Source organism: Aequorivita antarctica (assembly GCF_007997155.1).
GTDB lineage: Bacteria > Bacteroidota > Bacteroidia > Flavobacteriales > Flavobacteriaceae > Aequorivita > Aequorivita antarctica.
In genome coordinates this window covers 1-18,748 of record NZ_VORT01000022.1, presented here as the reverse complement: position 1 = coordinate 18,748, position 18,748 = coordinate 1, and the positions used below count along the sequence as shown (strand labels likewise).

Annotated in this window: 14 protein-coding genes; 4 read left to right on the top strand and 10 right to left on the bottom strand. The window is 40.5% G+C overall.

Translation table 11 applies throughout. The features are described from left to right. The first annotated feature begins 290 nt into the window (after positions 1–290). Positions 291–794, top strand: coding sequence for a GreA/GreB family elongation factor (locus ESU54_RS17340; protein WP_111845787.1), 504 nt, complete (start codon positions 291–293; stop codon positions 792–794). Here the strand turns inward: ESU54_RS17340 and ESU54_RS17335 are convergent. Genes ESU54_RS17335 through ESU54_RS17310 form a run of 6 tightly spaced genes read right to left on the bottom strand, consistent with a single transcriptional unit; the run spans position 791 to position 7,460 of the window. After that, positions 791–1,318, bottom strand: coding sequence for a hypothetical protein (locus ESU54_RS17335; protein WP_111845786.1), 528 nt, complete (start codon positions 1,316–1,318; stop codon positions 791–793). The two genes, ESU54_RS17340 and ESU54_RS17335, sit on opposite strands and share 4 nt — an antisense overlap. Continuing rightward, entirely contained in the window at positions 1,315–2,463 is a 1,149-nt protein-coding gene (locus ESU54_RS17330; protein ID WP_160113307.1) for a beta-ketoacyl-[acyl-carrier-protein] synthase family protein, read from the bottom strand. The genes ESU54_RS17335 and ESU54_RS17330 overlap by 4 nt, the downstream gene beginning before the upstream one ends. 13 nt (positions 2,464–2,476) lie before the next feature. After that, positions 2,477–2,725, bottom strand: coding sequence for an acyl carrier protein (locus tag ESU54_RS17325; RefSeq protein ID WP_111845784.1), 249 nt, complete (start codon positions 2,723–2,725; stop codon positions 2,477–2,479). After that, positions 2,722–3,639: a C25 family cysteine peptidase gene (locus ESU54_RS17320; RefSeq protein WP_111845783.1), complete on the bottom strand. Its 918-nt coding sequence runs from the start codon at positions 3,637–3,639 to the stop codon at positions 2,722–2,724. Before ESU54_RS17320 ends, ESU54_RS17325 begins: the two co-directional genes overlap by 4 nt. Continuing rightward, entirely contained in the window at positions 3,636–6,467 is a 2,832-nt protein-coding gene (locus ESU54_RS17315; RefSeq protein ID WP_111845782.1) for a hypothetical protein, read from the bottom strand. The genes ESU54_RS17320 and ESU54_RS17315 overlap by 4 nt, the downstream gene beginning before the upstream one ends. Before the next feature lie 24 nt (positions 6,468–6,491). After that, positions 6,492–7,460 carry a hypothetical protein gene (locus tag ESU54_RS17310; protein ID WP_111845781.1) on the bottom strand — a complete coding sequence of 323 codons (969 nt, stop codon included), beginning with the start codon at positions 7,458–7,460 and terminating at the stop codon, positions 6,492–6,494. Positions 7,461–7,849: 389 nt separating this feature from the next. On the opposite strand from ESU54_RS17310, the gene ESU54_RS17305 reads away from it, so the two are divergent. From ESU54_RS17305 to ESU54_RS17295, 3 genes are all read left to right on the top strand, one after another. Then, positions 7,850–8,392 (top strand): hypothetical protein, encoded by a 543-nt coding sequence (locus ESU54_RS17305; protein ID WP_111845780.1) that lies wholly within the window; start codon positions 7,850–7,852, stop codon positions 8,390–8,392. A gap of 155 nt (positions 8,393–8,547) precedes the next feature. After that, the gene (locus ESU54_RS17300; protein WP_111845779.1) at positions 8,548–10,719 is read left to right on the top strand and encodes a S46 family peptidase; all 2,172 of its coding nucleotides are present in this window, start codon (positions 8,548–8,550) and stop codon (positions 10,717–10,719) included. A 25-nt stretch (positions 10,720–10,744) separates the two neighbouring features. Continuing rightward, a complete protein-coding gene (locus tag ESU54_RS17295) occupies positions 10,745–11,308 on the top strand; it encodes a hypothetical protein (RefSeq protein WP_111845778.1) in 564 nt (187 codons plus the stop codon). Between the two features lie 76 nt (positions 11,309–11,384). Here ESU54_RS17295 and ESU54_RS17290 read toward each other — a convergent pair whose 3' ends face one another. From ESU54_RS17290 to ESU54_RS18295, 4 genes are all read right to left on the bottom strand, one after another. Then, positions 11,385–14,564 (bottom strand): P-loop NTPase fold protein, encoded by a 3,180-nt coding sequence (locus ESU54_RS17290; RefSeq protein WP_111845777.1) that lies wholly within the window; start codon positions 14,562–14,564, stop codon positions 11,385–11,387. Between the two features lie 365 nt (positions 14,565–14,929). Next, the gene (locus ESU54_RS17285) at positions 14,930–17,050 is read right to left on the bottom strand and encodes a M3 family metallopeptidase (RefSeq protein ID WP_111845776.1); all 2,121 of its coding nucleotides are present in this window, start codon (positions 17,048–17,050) and stop codon (positions 14,930–14,932) included. A gap of 128 nt (positions 17,051–17,178) precedes the next feature. Next, the gene (locus ESU54_RS17280) at positions 17,179–18,213 is read right to left on the bottom strand and encodes an ice-binding family protein (protein WP_146848183.1); all 1,035 of its coding nucleotides are present in this window, start codon (positions 18,211–18,213) and stop codon (positions 17,179–17,181) included. Positions 18,214–18,595: 382 nt separating this feature from the next. Beyond that, positions 18,596–18,742, bottom strand: coding sequence for a T9SS type A sorting domain-containing protein (locus tag ESU54_RS18295; protein ID WP_394348880.1), 147 nt, complete (start codon positions 18,740–18,742; stop codon positions 18,596–18,598). Between the last annotated feature and the right edge of the window lie 6 nt (positions 18,743–18,748).

Genomic DNA, 18,748 nt, shown 5'->3' with positions numbered 1-18,748 from the left:
CTTCGTGGTATGGGCATTGTGAAACCAATAGATGTGCAAATGCTTGCCGCTGCATCTTATTATGTTAAGATTATTGGTAAAGAAGGTCAGATTACAAAACGACTATTAAAAGAATAGTTTTTCATAATTGTTGATTGTTAGAACGCCCGAGGAAATTCCTCGGGCGTTCTTTTTGTTATAACTCTCAACACGCGTCCTCCAAAGCTTTCTCAGCATAGGAGGAGACAACCAAGAACCAACAAACAATAACACTCCCTAAAAATAACTACCTTTAATTCCAAAAGACCACTATGAGCCGAGGTTTTGTAAAAGAAGGAGACCAAGAAGAAACACCAATCATCCCCCCACGCGCCGCCCTGCCTGCCGGAGCTACAAATTATGTTACGCCCATGGGCATGGAATTGCTGCAAGCCGAACGGGAGGAGCTAGAAGATGAACGTGCCATGCTACCCACTACAGACGAACAACAACGGCGTGTAGAACTGGCAGTAATAAACGGCAAGCTGGACCTGCTGAATGAACGCATTGCTTCTGCACGTATTCTGGACCCTGCCTCACAGCCTAAGGAAGAGGTGCGTTTTGGCGCTACGGTTACCTATAAAATTAACTCCTCGCCTACTCCACAGACTTTTCAGATTGTAGGCGTTGACGAAGCCGATGTAGCCAAAAAGAAAATTGCTTTTGTCGCACCCATTGCGGTGGCACTTACGGGACAAAGTATAGGAAGTATAGTATTGCTCAATATGGGCGGGGAAACCAGAAAACTGGAAGTAGTGGACATTCAGTATGGCTAACTTTTAAGGAAAAATTGCGTTAGTTCCTCAAAACTGGCATTTACTTCATAATCTGCTCCAATTGAAATTACAACTCCTTTGCAAAATCCTGTAGCTGGGTTTAGTCCGTAAAAATTATTTTGCAAATGGACAACTATGGCTACCTCAATTAAATCCTGTGCTGCGTGAAGTTGTATCCACTCCTCTATTTGTGGAAGATTCTCTATCCCACCTATAAAGGTGGTATTGGGACCATGCGCTTTAAGACTGCGCGCCAAGAAACTGGCAGGACAGGATGCGAGCGTCCACGGAAAATCCCTCGGATTGGCAAAATCAGGACCGTGCTCCAAGGCATTTTCCCAAAGACCGACAGAGTGATAAACTCCAGCATCTGGAGTAAAAAGATAGATAGCTGTTTTTGCCGGAAACGTATTTTTGGAATAGCAAGCTGAAATGGTTTCTGCCACCTCATCGAATATTTCGGTAATATCCCCCTCAGCATCAGATAAATCTTGCTGAAAAAAATAAAGGTTTTGAAGTTTCATACTTTTCCAATTAATAAGGCCGAATTGATCCCGCCAAAAGCGTATCCGCAATTCAATACCCAATCCATATTTTCCATTTTAAAAGGCTCAGCGGCTATTTTAATACCAAAATCTGAAGGTAACTCTATGTGATTTACAGTTGGTGGAACAGTGTTGTGCAACAAGGATTGCACGCATATTACCGCCTCTATTGCCGTAGCCGCACCCAAGCTGTGACCCAGCGCACCTTTTAAACCGCTTACCAATGTATTCCTTTCCCCAAATATATTATGAATGGCCAAAGCCTCCGCAGCATCTGAAGCTATGGTGCCACTGCCATGGGCACATATCCAATTTACCTGCCCAGACTTAATACCTGTTGCTTTTAAGGCATTGTGCATAGCTTGCCCCATCTCGTAACCATCCTCATTTGGTTTTGTCTGATGATAAGCATCACAACTTAATCCCAGTTCACCAATAATGGCCAATGGTGCCTCTTTTCGTTTAAGGACGTTTTCATAGCTTTCAAGTATTAAAAAGGCAGCACCTTCCCCTAATTGCATTCCCTTTCTGTTAACGTCAAATGGCCTACAAAAATCTGGGGTCATGGCCCGAGAGCGACTAAAACCTACCATGGCAATACGCGAAAATGGATCCAGGCCCCCTGCTATGGCTACCTTAACCCTTCCAGAGCGTACCGCCTGGGCGGCAGCACCTATTGCATAATTGCCAGCCGCACAGGCTGTACCAAATACTGCCGTGGGGCCTTCAAGATTAAAATGCTTTTGAATGGCTGTCGCAAACACAGTGCCAGTAGCTTTTGAAAGATCCAGAGGCTTACCAGACGCAGCCTCTTCAAAAGCAAAACTTTCACCCATAGTAGTGCCAACAAAAACACCCACATCGCGATTAATCTCTATATTAGCCTGCTTTAACGCTTGCTCTACTGCCCGCAGCGCCATCATTTGTCCACGGGTGCCATCCTGAGGTATGGTTGAATCTGTTAGCCTACAAGCTATGCTTGTTCTGAAGCCTTCAGTTTCTAGATCATCCCAATGTTTTGCTGCACATTTTTGCTGCAGGATATTCTGCCACAATTGTTCAACTGTGTTTCCCAAAGGGGTCATTACACCCATGCCGCTTACCACCACTACTTCCTTCCGCATTAGGTATTCTATTTTAAGGGTTAGATTGTTTTTGTAAATAGGCGACCACTGCATTTATAGAGGAGAGCTTTTCCCAATCCTCATCTGAAATTCGCACTTGGTATTCTTGTTCAATATTGGCCACATATTCGGCAAGATCTAAAGAATCTATATTCAAATCGTGATAAAAATGATCATCATACAGCAGATTTCTGGGTATTTTCTTACTTATTTTAAAAAGCATGCTTTTTAAATGGTCTGCAATGGCAATTTCTGTATTCATGGATGTATTTTTATTTTATCTGCTAATTGAATTGCCTGTTGCGTTCCGCAAATGGGTGCCAAAGGATCACCAAAAATACGGTAACTGCCCATGGCAGATTCTGTTGGCGGACTTGCAGCAACAATCAATTCACCTATGGTTTTTACTCCCTGCTGCAATGCGTTGGTAATCCGCACTGCCCAACGCGTATTGTCTGTGTGATAGGTGTTCATAACCGCCCCAAAACTGGCCGCAGCTGCACCTTGTAACGGAATGGCTTCAGAAAAGGATAATCCAGTTCGTTTTCTACTGGCTGTTGCACAGCATATAGAAAGCAAGGCACCCAAGGGTTCGCCCTTGGATTCTTCAAAATGGTGTTTCCGCAAGCCGTAATAACCTACCCAACCAATAGGTCGACCGTGACCAAAATAAAGAGCCAGCCCCACACCACTGCGCAAACCTTTTAGCATTTCTTCTTTTACTAACAAATCACTAGTCCATCTATAAGGCGGCGTTTTTCCATTGTTTTCTTTCAGTAAGGTTTCAATACGTGTAGCAAGCCTGATGTATTTTTTATGGCGTTGTCCCAAAATAGCCACAGGTTGCTGCGCTCCATCACGTAACTGCACCTTGGCAGCCGTTTCCGCAAAAAGTCTTATGGACTCTGTGCTACTTTCTGGAAGATACCCAATGGGTATTGCCGTGCCATCCCCACGGATCAGAACTGGTCCTGTCAATAAAGTACGGGGAGAGCGCCGCGGCGCTCCCACCCATACAATAGCTTGACTGTCTTCAGCATAATGAGCCAAGAGTTCCGATGAAACATCCAGTTTATCCGAAACTATAAGCCGTAGAAGAAATCCTTTTCTTTGATAAGCTTCTATCAGCGGCTGCAAGGCTTGCATTGCATTTTTTGTAGCTATTATTGTTATCATGCGGCTCTTACTTCATTAATGAAAGGTTCCCAAGCTGCCACGTTATTTCCTACAAACAATCCATTGTAATAATCCCGCACTATGTCGCCTTGCTGTTCTGGATTGAAATGATCCAACCCTAAACCATTAGTGGTAGCATCAAGCAAGGTTTGTTCCTTGGTCTTTCCTGGCTCGGCGTAGTCATAGCCCTCAGTAGCCTGGGAATAAAGTGCATCACCCATATAGATAGGACCTGAATATTCTCCCTGCCATACGTGGGTTAGTTCGTGCATAAGCCACCCAAAATTACCGGGAGCAGCTGGCGTTCCTTTTGAAAGAACGGTGCCGTCTGGAAAATGTATAATACGCATTGTACCTACACCCGTATCACCTCCCGTATTGCCGGAAGCCACATTGGCCACAAACGATCCAATAAATACGTGAACCATATTATAAGGCAATGAGTCGCCGAATACGCGTCGTGCTTCGGTTTCTTCTTCGGCTGTAAGACTTCTGAAAAGACCTGCAATTTCCAATAAAAGTCCTACCAAAAGGAATACCGCGCCTCCACCAATTTGGATAAAGGCATCCAAAAACTCCTGTCCAGTAATGACCAATCTGTTATAAGCAGCAGCTATAAGTAGCTGCGCTTCGCTTTCTAACTGATCTGCAATGGCCCTTGATATATCTTCTACCGTTTGTCCAGCTTCGCGGAAAGCTTGGACGAAATTGGCGATGATATTTTCGGGATTGCGGACCGTGTCTGCAATAATTTGCGCTAAGGTTAAGCCATAAGCAAGAAGACCTAGAACAATTTCCTTCATAGCATTAATGGTTTGACGGGCAGCCCAAACCAAAAGGTCTAAGGCCAAATATCCTACTTGTAATACGCCGTTAATAAAGGATCTTATACCTTCCAAGAAATCGTTTTCCAAATAAGATAAAACATAACTAACGGAGTTGCCTATACGTACGGTAGCCTCACCCAATAAAGTAAGTGCAGCATCACCCATGGCAGCGGCCCAATCGATAGCTTTGGAAACATTTTCGCCTATATCTTCAATTAATTCCAACATTTTATCAAAGACAGCATCTACCTGGGTCATTCCCCAATCTAGAATTTCGGTAACCGATTTCTTAACAAAGCGAATTGCCAATAATGCCTCTCGCCAGAGTCCTGAAATTAAGGCTTCGCCACGGTCAAGCAACCAACCCAAAATATCGCCCACAGGTCCCAAGGCCTGTAACACGCCATTTATTATTTTTCGGAATACAAAATAGGTTGCTCCAACAACGGCTTCCAGGATATCGGCAAGTGCTTGACCCACTTGCATAGCAGCTTCTATTAAACGCGCTGCCAAACGATAGGTGAAACTTACCATATTACCTATAAACTCGACTATGGTCTTGCCAAGTTCAAACGCTGCTTTTACTACGTGTTTCAATAAATCGAAGGCTATGGAAACTACGTCTTTTAATAAATTGATTAAGGTTGTGCCTATGGCAAAAAGGGCATCTACAATCTTTTTTATTCCTGCAATTGCAATCTGAGCCATAGATATTACCATGTCTGAAATAATTTTCCCTGCGGCTAATAATGCACCTACTATTTTTTCTACCACTTCTACTGCAGCATTGGCAACGTAAGCCATAAATTCTACTATAGCCGTTCCTATATTGGCCAATGAACGCGCTACTTCTTCAATCAAATCTGCACCTGCACTTATTACTTCATCAAAGAGGTCAGTTAGTGTATTTCCCAGATCGGTAAACGATTGTATTACCTGATCCCATAGCGCCAAAGGGCGGGTTACCAAGGTGAGTAATATTTCGCCAATGGCCTTGCCTATGGCAAGTAACGCGCGTACAGTATTGCGGATTAAAGTAAGCCCAAATTCAAACGCTTGGTATAATATGTTGCCGATGGATTTGCCCAATTCTATAAGGGCTTCTATTCCTTTTTTTACAATTTCGAAAGTTTTTGCGGCAAGCCACGATAACAAATCGACCAAAACCCCTACAAGACTATCAATGGCCCTTAAGATTTCCCTGATGGAATTAACCACCAGCGTAAAGGCTTCTTCTAGTATATTAAAAAGTGACCTACCAATATCCTGTATACCTTGAACCATCTTTTTGAGAATCTGAAAACCTGATTCCACTGCATATTGAAGCACTTCGGCAACGGTATTTGCCGCTGCAACCAATGCTTGGCATAGCGCGGAAACCGCAGCACGGGTCCAATCTGCAATTTCTTGTAGTAGATCGCCAATGGAGTCAATAATAGCTTCAATGGCATCAACTATAGCATCAATAGCATCTGCAATGGCATCTGCAATATCTTCGAAAAATTCGACTACAGCCGAATCCACATCTGGATCTGCGGGCGTATTACGCCCGTCGCTTTCAAGTTTACGGGAAGTTTCACCTGCATCTCGCAACCAAATAAGAACATCTTGAGCGCCCTGCTTATCGATACTTTTTTTGCTTTTTGTTTTTAGCAGTAAATCTCCCATCAATAAATGAGCCTGCCCTCTTGGCAATTGGCTGATAGCGTGAACTACGCCCTTGCCCTGCCCAGCGTTCTGGTAGCCTTTGATAAAAGCTTTTCTTTCTGTTTTTTTCATTAAGGAAACACGTTGAAAAAGTTCGCGATGTTCCTCTGGATTTTCAATGGTCTCTGCATAGGCTTCTGCCAAAACAATACCTTGATCTTTGTTTTTTTTGTACACTGTCAGAAATGCGGGTGCCAAGTCCACTGGTTTAAAAGCTGTTTCTTTCAGCTTTTTTGCAACCATTGCCCTGCGCCCCATCGCTACCCCATCGAGTGCTAATGTGATACGGTTCATGATTTTTTGGTTTTAAGGTTAATACTAATTCTTCTGAAGCACAGCCTGCTTCGTGGCTTTAGATTTATTTTTTTTGATTGTTTGGTTGAATATGAATGGAACAAATCCCTGAGGAGTAGGAATTAGGGGAGATTCTAGGGGAGTAGTTTTTATTATTTTTTCAAATAATTGGTAAGTACAGATACCTAAAGAGATAGACGCTGCATCTGTAGTTTTTAGTTTTTTGGATACTTTTTTTAGGGGAAGATCTTTAGCATGGACACTAAACTGCTCCAGCTCCGCATTAATAATATCTAGGTTTTTCTTCTGAAGAGTTATGTTTAGTGAAGCCAATAATGATAAGAGTGCTGGCTTCGCTATTTTTTGTGATTTTAAAATGCTGGGGATTGAAAATTGGTCAAAATCCTCTTCGGTAAGGAGTGGCAAAGTTAGTATGCGCTGATCTTCAATGCCTTTCTTTTTCTGGATTGAGGTTGCAAAACTTGTTTGAGAATAGCCTTTTAATAAGTCTTCATCTAATAGGTAGAGGTATTCTGAATTTTCGTTTAAGGTGACAGTATCGTAGTCAAAAAATACTTTTTTACTTAAAAGGGAAACAATGCTTGAAAAACTACTGGAATCAAATAGTGTCTCTGTTATTATTCTGAAGGTATTGTTTATCTGTCCTAATTGCTTTTGCGCCTTTTTAAGAGCAATAATTTCTCGTGAAGATTTTCTGTTGTTATTTTTTAAATTTTTTATCTGCAACAGATTTTCCCTCATAGATTCTACTGAAGCAGTGGGGTTCAATGCAGGCATGGCATTTAGAATGGTTTCATACTGATGTTCTGTGCTGATTGAATCGTCTAATCCGTGGACGGCAATCAACGAATCTAATTCCGGATGATTGGTATAGACAGTATCAGAGAAAAGTAAAGCCGTTTTAAGTAAACGAGATTCCTTGATCAAATTGGTGACCGCTCCAGGTTTGAAATAAACAACTGCTTCCAACATAAGTAGGTATATAAATTTGACATATTTACTTGTCAAATAGTGAAAGGGGAAGAGGAGAGCATTAAAATTAATAAAAAATAATGACATCCAAACACAAAACACTCATTTTATGATGTTTGTGAAATACAATTATAAAACTTCTATACAGATTGAACCAACACTAAAATAAAAACCCACACCCAAAAAATGCCATCGACTCACAAATGTTTTTGGACTTGTAGCAACAGGTAGAATGACATAATAGAGCATATAGATATTTTAACTAAATTGAATACTTTTTTAACAATTATTCATTTAATTTATGCGGTTTATCGATTATTTTAGTATTTAAACGATTTATGATAATGCTTTAAGTACATTTGACTTATAAACCCCAAATTATAAATATTATGAAATCGAAACTACTTATCTTGCTTGTAGCACTTACATTCATCATTAGCTGTTCCAAAGAGTCTGATCAAGAAAATTTTCAAAAAAATGATTCAGAAGATGTTTTAGCCTCAAGGGAAGAACCACCGCTAGAAAATACCTTTTGTACTCAAGTGGATCTTATAGCTGGTCAAAATTACGACTCTGGAAATATAGAGGTTGCTATTGATGGCGAAAACCTATTAATCACCTATACTATGGAAGGCAATTGGGTATTGAATGTATCACATCTTTATGTAGGAGATTGTGCAGAAAGACCTGCTAACAGACCAGGAAACCCAATTATTGGACATTTTCCATTCGCTTCCACCCATCCCCAAGGAACAACAAGCTATACCTATAGCATCCCAATAGCTACTTTACCAAATTGCGTTTGTATTGCAGCGCATGCAGAAGTAAATGGCCCTACGGGTTCAGAAACAGCCTGGGCAGATGGCCTACCTTATGGTGGTAATAGTTGGGCAATGTATTTTGAATTCTGCCTAGATCAGTGCGGCTCTTAAGAGAATAATCACTGTTAATTTACAATAAGCCCGGTTTTTTAATCGGGCTTTTGCTATTGAAAAATCTTTTCAAAGGACAATCAATATTTATTCTTCTGTTTTAGAATAACTTTTACTATTTAGTATATTGCAAGAATTCTAAATTAATTGTCAAAATGAAAATATTCCGCCTACTCTTTATCTTTTTATCCTTACCGCTATTCGCCCAACAAGGCGGCATGTGGATCCCCTCCCTTCTGGAAGGAATGAACGAAGCTGAAATGACCAACCTCGGCATGAAAATGACCGCCCAAGATATTTACAATTTAAATAACGCCAGTCTAAAAGATGCCGTGCCCCACTTTAACGGCGGTTGTACTTCCGAGGTTATCAGCAAACAAGGGCTTTTACTTACTAATCATCACTGCGGTTATTCGCAAATTCAAAGTCACTCCTCCTTGGAACACGATTATTTAGAAAATGGGTTTTGGGCAATGAGCTTAAAAGAAGAACTCCCAAATCCAGGAGTTACCGCCAGTTTTATGGTTCGTATTGAAGATGTAACTACCCAAGTGATGAACGGCATTACAGAAGCAATGACCGAAGCTGATAAACAAATAAAGATAGAAGAAAACATTGCCAATGTTGTGCAGTCTTCCCCCAAAGAAGCGTGGCAGGAAAACCGTGTGCGCACTTTTTACGAAGGCAACCAGTATATGCTTTTTGTTGTGGAAACCTATAAAGACATTCGTTTGGTGGGAGCACCGCCATCCTCCATCGGAAAGTTTGGAAGTGACACTGACAACTGGATCTGGCCAAGACATACAGGCGACTTTTCCCTTTTCAGAATTTATGCCGACAAAAATAACCGTCCCGCAGAATATTCCGAAGACAACGTGCCCTACACTCCCAAACACTTCCTTCCTATTTCCTTGGATGGTGTAGCTGAAGATGATTTCACGCTGGTTTTTGGGTATCCCGGAACTACCGATGAATATTTGCCTTCCGTTGCAATTGAACAGGTTATAAACACCATCAACCCAGCCCGTATCGCCATTCGCGATGCTGCCTTGGCCATTCAGGACAAATACATGCGTGCCGATCCACAGATCAAAATTCAGTATGCCTCAAAATTTGCCCGCATTGCCAATTACTGGAAAAAGTGGAAAGGCGAAACCCTTGGCTTAACAAAATCAAACGCTGTGGGTATCAAAAAGCAACAAGAAAGCGCGCTTACTTCCCAAATAAACAAAAAAGGAAAGCAACAGGAATACGGTCAGATATTACCGCAATTTGAAAAATATTACACCGAAATTGAGTCTTATGCCCTTGCCCGTGAGTATTACTTGGAAACCGTATTGCGGAATGTGGAACTACTGCGAACAGCCTACCAAGCCTATCAACTGAAACAGGTTTACGATAACCGTGGCGCACAATCTTTTGAGGATAGAAGAAACAATATGGTGGAGCGTCTGGAAGGGCAGTATAAAGATTACAGTAAACAAGTAGACGAAGAGGTTTTTGAAGCTTTGATCGCGCTATACGCTAAAGGGGTGCCACAACAGTTTTTGCCCGATTCTTTTAAGAATATGAATGCCCAGCAATTGACTGACAAGGTTTATAAAAACTCTGCTTTTGTGGATTACGCTTCCGTAAAGAATCTATTGGAAGGCGATGCAGAAACGGTTATTGCAAAGCTGAACAGCGATCCAGGTTTTCAAGTGGTAAAAGATATGGCAGATGCTTATTTTGAAAAAGTTGCCCCGAAATATGAAGAACTGGAATTGAACATTTCTGGATTGGAACGTGATTATATGAAAGCACTGTTGGAGCTTAGTCCGAAAGACGCACGTATTTTTCCGAATGCCAACAGCACCCTTCGTGTAACTTATGGAAAAGTGGCTGGCTACTCCCCCGCTGATGCTATTTATTACGAACCCGTAACCCATTTGGAAGGTGTAATGCAGAAATACGTTCCGGGCGATTATGAATTTGATGTACCCCAAAAGCTGCTTGAGCTTTACAAAGCCAAAGATTATGGCCAGTATGGTGAAAACGGAAAAATGCCTATCAACTTTATAGGTACCAACCACACCACAGGAGGGAATTCTGGAAGCCCAGCAATTGACGCCTACGGAAACCTTATAGGCCTAAACTTTGACCGCGTTTGGGAAGGCACTATGAGCGACTACTACTACGACCCCGCCCTATCGCGCAATATAATGGTCGATATTCGCTATGTGCTTTTTATAGTTGATAAATATGCTGGAGCTAAAAACTTGATTGATGAGTTGATGTTGGTACATCCTAAGAAAGAGAAAAGAAAGTCGAAGAATAGAAAGAAGTAACAATATAAATTTGTTGTAACCCAATATGAGAAAAGCCCTGATATTATTAACAATAATTCTGACTTCAAGTTTAGTTCAAGCCCAGTTTATAAAGGAAAAAGCAATAAATGCCCAAATTGGCTATGGACTTAGTGCTCCAAATAATAGCGTTGATGAAGTCGTTGATTCTGGATATTTTGCGCAAGGAGAATTAGTGCTAAAAGTCGCTTCTTGGATTCAAATTAGACCTTATTTAGGTTTCATTTTAACAAATTCTGGCGGAGAAGATTTAGATGGTAATCCAACTGATGAAAAAGCAGTAGTAAAAGCTGCTTTATTAGGGGGAAAACTACGGCTTAGAGCGCCAATACCTTATGTAGCACCATACATTGAAGTCGGTATAGGAGCCTCAATCGGAAAATTTGAAACATTTACATATTATGATGATATAAATAAAGGTGGAATTATTTACCACATTCCATTCTCTTTGGGTTTGGAACTAGGAAGAGATAATAATGTTGACTTAGGACTATCTTATTACTTCCAGCCATCTGTTGAACAATTTGCTGGAGCATTTGCAGTCGGAATTACATTTCCTTTAAAAAATTAAAAAATGCATCTGCTATAAAACCACTTAATCATAAGAGATAAGCACCGAGGGAAATAAGCAAATGCCTACCCCAAATTTAAGTTATATGATAGGAAAATCGCTGTATAAAAGGATAATACATTTTTACATCTTCAACATTCAAGCTAATATTTTCCGTAAATAGAATATCGAAAAGCTCCTGCTTCATATCATTTAAATCCTGATGCGCAAGGTCGTATCTGATGTTTAAAAAATCGCTGACTTGCAGAAGCCCATTAACATCATTTTCTAGATATTCTATAAAGTCTGGGTACAGTTTTTTGAACTCGCCAATTGGCAAGGCCAAGAGAAACAGAATTCCCTGTACTCGCTCTTTATTTATTTTTGCGGGAAAGTCATCGTGGGCCTTGATGATTTTGTAAATGTTCACAAATCTTTTAATGCCGCGCGGACTGGAACCAATAATAAGCGACATAGACTGTATAAGCTGCTTTTCTTCATTAGTAAGGGTAAGTATTTCAGCGAGTTGCTGCAGCTCTTTTTTGGTAGGCATCTTTTGACTGGGTTGTTTTTCCTGTAGTGGTTCCAAATTAGCCTGTATATTTTCCTGTTTATTTTGGGCTGGTGAATCGGCTGTCTTTTTCGATTTGGTTTTTACTGAAACAGTGCCGGAAAGGGAAGCGAGCATGTTTTTTACGCTTTTGTCATCCGCTTCCTTTAAAGTGAAAGGTATCTGAAATATTTTTTCCAAATAGTCTGAGGGGCTTATCGGTTCAATTCCATTTTCTTCCATGGACTTGGTGAACTGCAACTGGTGTCTCTTTATCAAGGCATTCTTTACCCAACGTGGATCCACGCCTACCACTACTACAAACAATGGAAAGGCCATCAATAGGTTTACGGCTTCCAGAACCTCCACCACCCGCTCTTCGGGGCAGCGGTCCAAATCGTCTATGTAAAGTATGATACGCTCTAAAGGTTTTTCAAAATAGGTCTTGAATTTTTGCGAATCTTCCACCGTTATCTTGCTAAGCTCCACGGCATGTTCTTTGAAAAGTTCGTTGAGCACTTCAAAATCTTTCCTGATAATGGAAATTATCCCCAACTGATCTTTGTAGTCCTTACTTTCCGAACGCCGCTCGATAAAGGAATACAAAGCTTCGGTGGACAAGGTATTTTTTATGCGGAATTCCAACTCCGTTTTCTTTTCCTCAGTAACATTTATCTGTTGGGTTATGGCCTCAATTTCGTTGCGCGAGCTTTGTATTTCATATTCCAGCGCTTTTTGGCGTTGGTGGAAATCTAAGGTGGTCCTTTCGGTTTCACGTTCGTAGTCTTCCTTTATTTTCCAAAAAGAAGCTGCCAAAGGTTGTAGTTGACCATAGGTTTTTATTCCGCGAACCACCGCTCCGCCAACAAGGGTTAGGGACGCCCATATTTCAGGCGACAGTTTTAGGTTTGCTCCACCCATTTTTTCGGCTATAAAATTGACCGTCACGGGCACAGTGATTATTATGAAAATTATCAATGCCAGCCATAATAGATTTTTCCACCATTTGCCTGCCTTGAAAAAGGTTTTTAGAAAAGTGAAAACGGAAGTGGTACGCTTGTAAAGTTCTTTAGGGGTTTTCCAATATTCCTCAGGGATGATGGATTTAAACTGGGCTACATTTTCTATAATAGTTTTATTGTTTGCAAATGCCGTTGTTACCTTTTGTTCTATTTGAAATTGGGCATCCATTTCCGAAAGCATGCCAAACAGGGTTTTTTCTTCAATGTTATCTATCTTCTTTTTCAGTTCCTTTTGAATGGATTTCTTTTCGGTCTGTAATGCGGTGAGCTTTTCTTCTACTAGGCTTTTCTCCTTTTTAAGCTTTTCCTGAGCTTCATTGGCCATACTCAGGTTTTCTTTAAAAATGTTTTCGATGCCTTCTTTTTCGTCCTGTGCCTTAGTATCATTGCTTATATATTCTTGCAAACCTTCAAAAATTCGGGTGACCATACTGGCCCAGAGATTGGAATCCATATAAGACCAAGCGTTGAAATGCACTTGTGCAATGCCCTTGCAAAAAACGGTCTGCTCCTCATTAAATGAAAAGGTGTTGATCCGCTCCTTCAGTTTGTTCATAAAGAAGCTTTTGCCCGAGCCCCATCTGCCAAAAAGTGCAATCGCTAGCGGCGGAATAAAGCTCTTGGCGGCCATTACCCGTGCAAAGGCCATCACGTCTTTTGTAATATTGAGTTGGTCCTCCCCAACATCGGCATCACTTAGCAAGCCTGCAATAAGGGTGGGTCTTGTGGGTAAGTTATTTTGCAATCGATCTTTGAGAATGGCAAATTGATCAGGGTTTAACTGGGAAATGATGGTCCGGACCTCTTCTTTGCTCGCTTCGGCTATAGTACTTGTGTAATGTGTCAATTCGCCTATAGGAATTTCAATGTCCCTAATAATCCATTCCACATTTAAGGAACGTCCATTTTTGGGGTTGCCAACAATCACTCCCAATCCCCTTAAATACAAAGAAGCACTGCCTTTATAGGGTAATGGAGATTTGATCATCAAAAAATCCCCGGGTGTTATGGGATTAATAATTTCGTCGTAGGCCTCCCCTTCACGGGTTTCCCAAATACCTTCTAAATAAAACCGCTCAATTTGCGACTCAAAGCCCCATTCGGCTTCCACCAAATATACGCGGGCATCACTATCATCCAATAAGTTTGTATTATTGCTATCGGTATTGGTTCCAAAGGTTGTTGTGTTGGTGGTAGTCTCAAAAGGGGTTTTTAAGTGGTCGAAAAGTTTCTCTCCTTCCGGCGATGGTGGCAACGAAATAATAAATTGGAATCCTGCTGCAGCACCTTCAGGAAATAAAGCAACAAGCACCTCTACTGTAATATCGAAGCTTGATTTAATGTCAAGTTCTCCCGCTCCCATTCCCATTAGTGGAATCCAAATGGTTTTGCCGTAAAAAAGTTCTTTGTAAACCCGCAAACCGTTGGTTAGGTTTTTTCTTAAATTGACTATCGGTCTATCTTCACCCACCGTAACTATAAATAATATGGGGTTTAAGCTTTCCTGCTGTAGCAGGGCATAACCGCTCTTCAGCTCCAACTCCTTCAGTGCTGCATCAGTATATCCGAAAGATTTCAAAACATATCTGTTCAGTTCGCCTGGAGAGCCATGCATGTCAATAGAAACAATAGCCAAATCAGTTTCTGTGGGTGAAGACCCGAGCTTGACCTCGTAAAGTGCCTGATCGTTAGAAATAGATTCCATAGGTATATAAATATTTCGAAATTACCGACCAAAATCTCTTGTACTTATTCTGAGAATTTTTCGTTCATTTCACTTAAACCGAAACCTAATTTACTCAATTATAGCACAATAATAATTTTTTATTGTAGAAATATCTTGCGAGAAGCAAAAATGGAAGACCTTTTTTAAGGGTCCCTAATCAAAATATTTTTCTCAAAAAACCAATTCGATTAAAAACGGCATCAAACCAGACCATCCTAATTATCCATTTTCTTCAATCCTCTCCTTTGGTTATCTTAGGGTAGGCTCTAACAGCCATTTTTATAAACAACAAATCCACGAATAATTATAAAACTATTCGTGGATTTGTTGCTTAATATACTATTTTACTTCAACCCTCTCGCCTTTAGCATAGGCTCTATTTTTGGGTCGCTACCACGCCAATCTTTGTACATTTTTTCAAGGTTCAATGTATTTCCTCTAGAAAGAACCATATCTCGGAAACGCTGCCCGTTTTCACGAGTCAAGCCTCCGTGGGTTTCAAACCAGTTATAGGCATCGTGATGAAGCATTTCTGTCCACGAATAAGAATAATAACCAGCAGCATATCCTCCTGCAAAAATGTGGGAGAAATATGTAGAACGGTATCGTGGTGGTACGGCATGCAACACATCAAGCTTGGTTCTGTTCAAGGCTTCTTTTTCAAAAGCGTTTACATCTTCTATCTTTTTATCAGCTGAAATAGTGTGCCATTGCATATCTAAATTAGATCCGGCCAAATTCTCTGTTAGGCTATAACCTTGGTTGAAAGTGCTTGAGTTCTTTATTTTATCAATCAATTCCTGCGGAATTTGTTCGCCAGTTTTGTAATGGATGGCATAGTTTTTCAACACATCTGGATAAAGCGCCCAGTTTTCATTGAACTGCGAAGGAAACTCCACAAAATCGCGTGCAACAGCGGTTCCTGAAAGCGAAGGATATTGCTGATTTGCAAAGAAACCGTGAAGGGCATGGCCAAACTCGTGGAACATGGTCGATACTTCGTCATAAGTCAACAAAGCAGGTTCGTTCCCAACGGGTTTTGGAATATTCAAAACGTTATATATTACTGGCTTTTTATTATACAGTTTAGATTGCGTAACAAAATTATCCATCCAAGCACCACCACTTTTACTGGGGCGCGCAAAATAATCTGTGTAGAAAAGCCCGAGTTGATCGCCATTTTCTTCGAATAGCTCATAAACTTTTACGTCTTCTTGGTAGGTGGGAATATCTTTTCTTTCTTTATAAGTTATGCCATAAAGTTTATTTGCGGCATAAAAAACTCCTTTCTCCAAAACATTATTCAATTCAAAATAAGGCTTTATTTGGTTCTCATCCAAGTCGTATTTCTCTTTGCGAACCATTTCGGCGTAATAGTTCCAATCCCAAGGTTCTAAGGTAAAATCCTGTCCTTTGGATTTTATCATTTTCTGGATTTCATCAGATTCGGCTTGCGCCTTGGCAGTAGCGGTCGGAATAAGGCCACTGAAAAATTTATTTACATTTTCTGGCGTTTTGGCCATAGTTTTTTGAAGGCTCCATTCGGCATAATTCTTAAAGCCTAAGAGCTTCGCTTTCTGGGCACGTACTTCCACTAGCTCCTTAATAATTTCTCTAGTATCATTAGCACCTTGATCTGCCCTATTCCAAGCAGCCATATAAAGTTTTTCTCTACTTGCTCTGTTTTCCATAGACTGCAACAAAGGTTGTTGCGTAGTATTCTGCAATGGAATGGTCCAACCTTTGCCATCTTTGCTTTCTTTAGATTTTAGAAAGTCTTCATCTACGCCAATTAGGTCTTCTTTATTAGTAAAAGTTACTGCGCCAGCGTTATTGGCATCCAAAAGGGTTTTACCAAATTTGGTGGTAAGCGTCGCAATTTTTTCATTGTATTCCTTTAGCTTTTCTTTGTCTTCTGAAGAGAGGTTGGCTCCCGCTATTTCAAAATCTTCGTAATAATTTTCAAGCAATTTTAAGGATTCCGCATCAAGACTTAGTGATTCATTTTTATCATATAATGTTTTGAAACGTTTGAACAGATTTTCGTTCAAATAAATCATATCATTCTGGGCCGCTAATTTTGGTGCCATTTCTTCTTCCACAGCTTGTAGGGTTTCGTTGGTATTGGAAGCGGCCAAAGCATAAAATATTTGGGAAGACCTCTTTAAAAGTTCACCACTTTTCTCAAGGGCGAGAACGGTGTTATCAAAAGTGGGTTCTTCTTCAGAATTGGCAATTGCTTCTACGGCTTTCTTTTGCTGTTCAATGCCTTCAAGCATTGCAGGTTTAAAGTCTTCGTCTTTTATTTTTGAAAAATCTGGGGCTCCGTAGGCTAATGTACTTTCGGAAAATAACAGGTTTTCAGTGTCGCTCATCTGTTCTTTACTTTGGTTTGATTTTTCTTTGGAGTTATTGCAGGCCACAACAAGTAGGGCAAGCGCTAAAAAGGGAATTGCTTTTTTCATTTACGAATTTTTTTATTGAAATGTAAAGATATAGAATTAATGAACACTATAATCTGAACCAACCAAAACCAAAAAACCCCTCAGCAAAAGCTAAAGGGTTTTCCTTTCTTTGATTGGTTATTTGGTGATTACTCTTTAATCAAGCGCTTTACAATGCTTGCATTGTCACCAATAATCTGTACCACATAAACTCCAGAAGCAAGCGATGAAACATCCACTGCTTTTACACCTTGCATGGTGCGAAGGTCTGTCTGGCCTACAAGTCTTCCGTTTATGTCATAGATCATCATTTTCTCAAGAGAAATGTTGGTCCTGTTCACAAGGTTAACCACATTGTCTGCTGGGTTAGGGTATAACGCCAAACCTTTATCCAATGAGTTCTCATTGGCTCCAAGTGTTATACTATTGCCGTCTAATGTAACAGCGGTCTGTGACAAGGCTCTACCGTCAAAAGCTGCTCCTGTCTGCATAGCTATCTGTGTTTGACATAATATATTTCCACTAAAATCAGATGTTGTTCCAAGGGTAACTTGGCCGGCCACCTGCCAAAAGATATTTGATGCCTTTGCACCTCCACTAAGAGTAATAATGGCTCCGTTAGCTACGGTTAAATCCTGCGCTATCTCGAAGATCCAGACATCAGTTGGGCTGCCTGAGATAGTAACTCCACCAGCAGAAACAAGGACATTTGTACCCCATTTATAAACACCAGTAGTTAAGGTCTGTCCAGTTAGATCTCCAGCGTACAGTTCAGTGTAATCTGGTATTCGTCCGGCTGCGTCGGTGTATGCAGTTTCCATATCGCTCACTGCCGTAGTCAATCTTGTGGGAGTTGGAGGTGCATAGTTTGACGCATATATTTTCCCATCAACTAAAGATGAAGTTGCAAATTGACCTGAGGGATCTAATATCAAACTAAATCCAGTTATGGCAGTATGGTCAATAGGACTAACCCCTATATTTCCAACAATAGAAGTGGTTCCTGTAGTTGAAATTCCTGATTTTGCTAGAACCACGTAATTGCCAGAAGTTCCAAGATCCACTGGCGATGGCGATTGTGACACGGCCGTAGCAGGTATCATTAAAGCAATCGTCAGAATCGTTCCGAGAAAGTACCTCAAGTTGATTGAAGTTGTTTTGAAATTTTGTGTAAAATTTTTCATGATAACGTCTTTTGCAGTTGAATATATAAGACCAGCATTGGTCTTATTAAGTACTGCATTAGACAACCTAATAGTACACTAATAAAAGCCGTAGGTCAGCCAATTTTAAGCCAAAGTTTGGAAATAATCGATAAAGCAGCCAATAACTAGCCGAAGATTCACAATGCATCCGTTAATTTATTAAATTTATGTTAAGATGATTTGTGTTGCTAAGGCAGATAAAAACTTCCCTTAAATATTGGCACTAAGATTACCTAGCATCTATTTATATTTTTAAAAGAAATTTCTTTGAGCATTATATAATACTTTCAATTTATTTAAAATCAAAAACCCCCTCAGCAAAAGCTGAAGGGGTTTTCTTTTTTGGTTGGTTATTTGGTGATTACTCTTTAATCAAGCGCTTCACAGTGCTTGCATTGTCACCAATTATCTGTACCATATAAACTCCAGAAGCAAGCGATGAAACATCTACTGCTTTTTCACCTTGCATTGTGCGAAGGTCTGTCTGGCTTACTAGTCTTCCGTTTATATCATA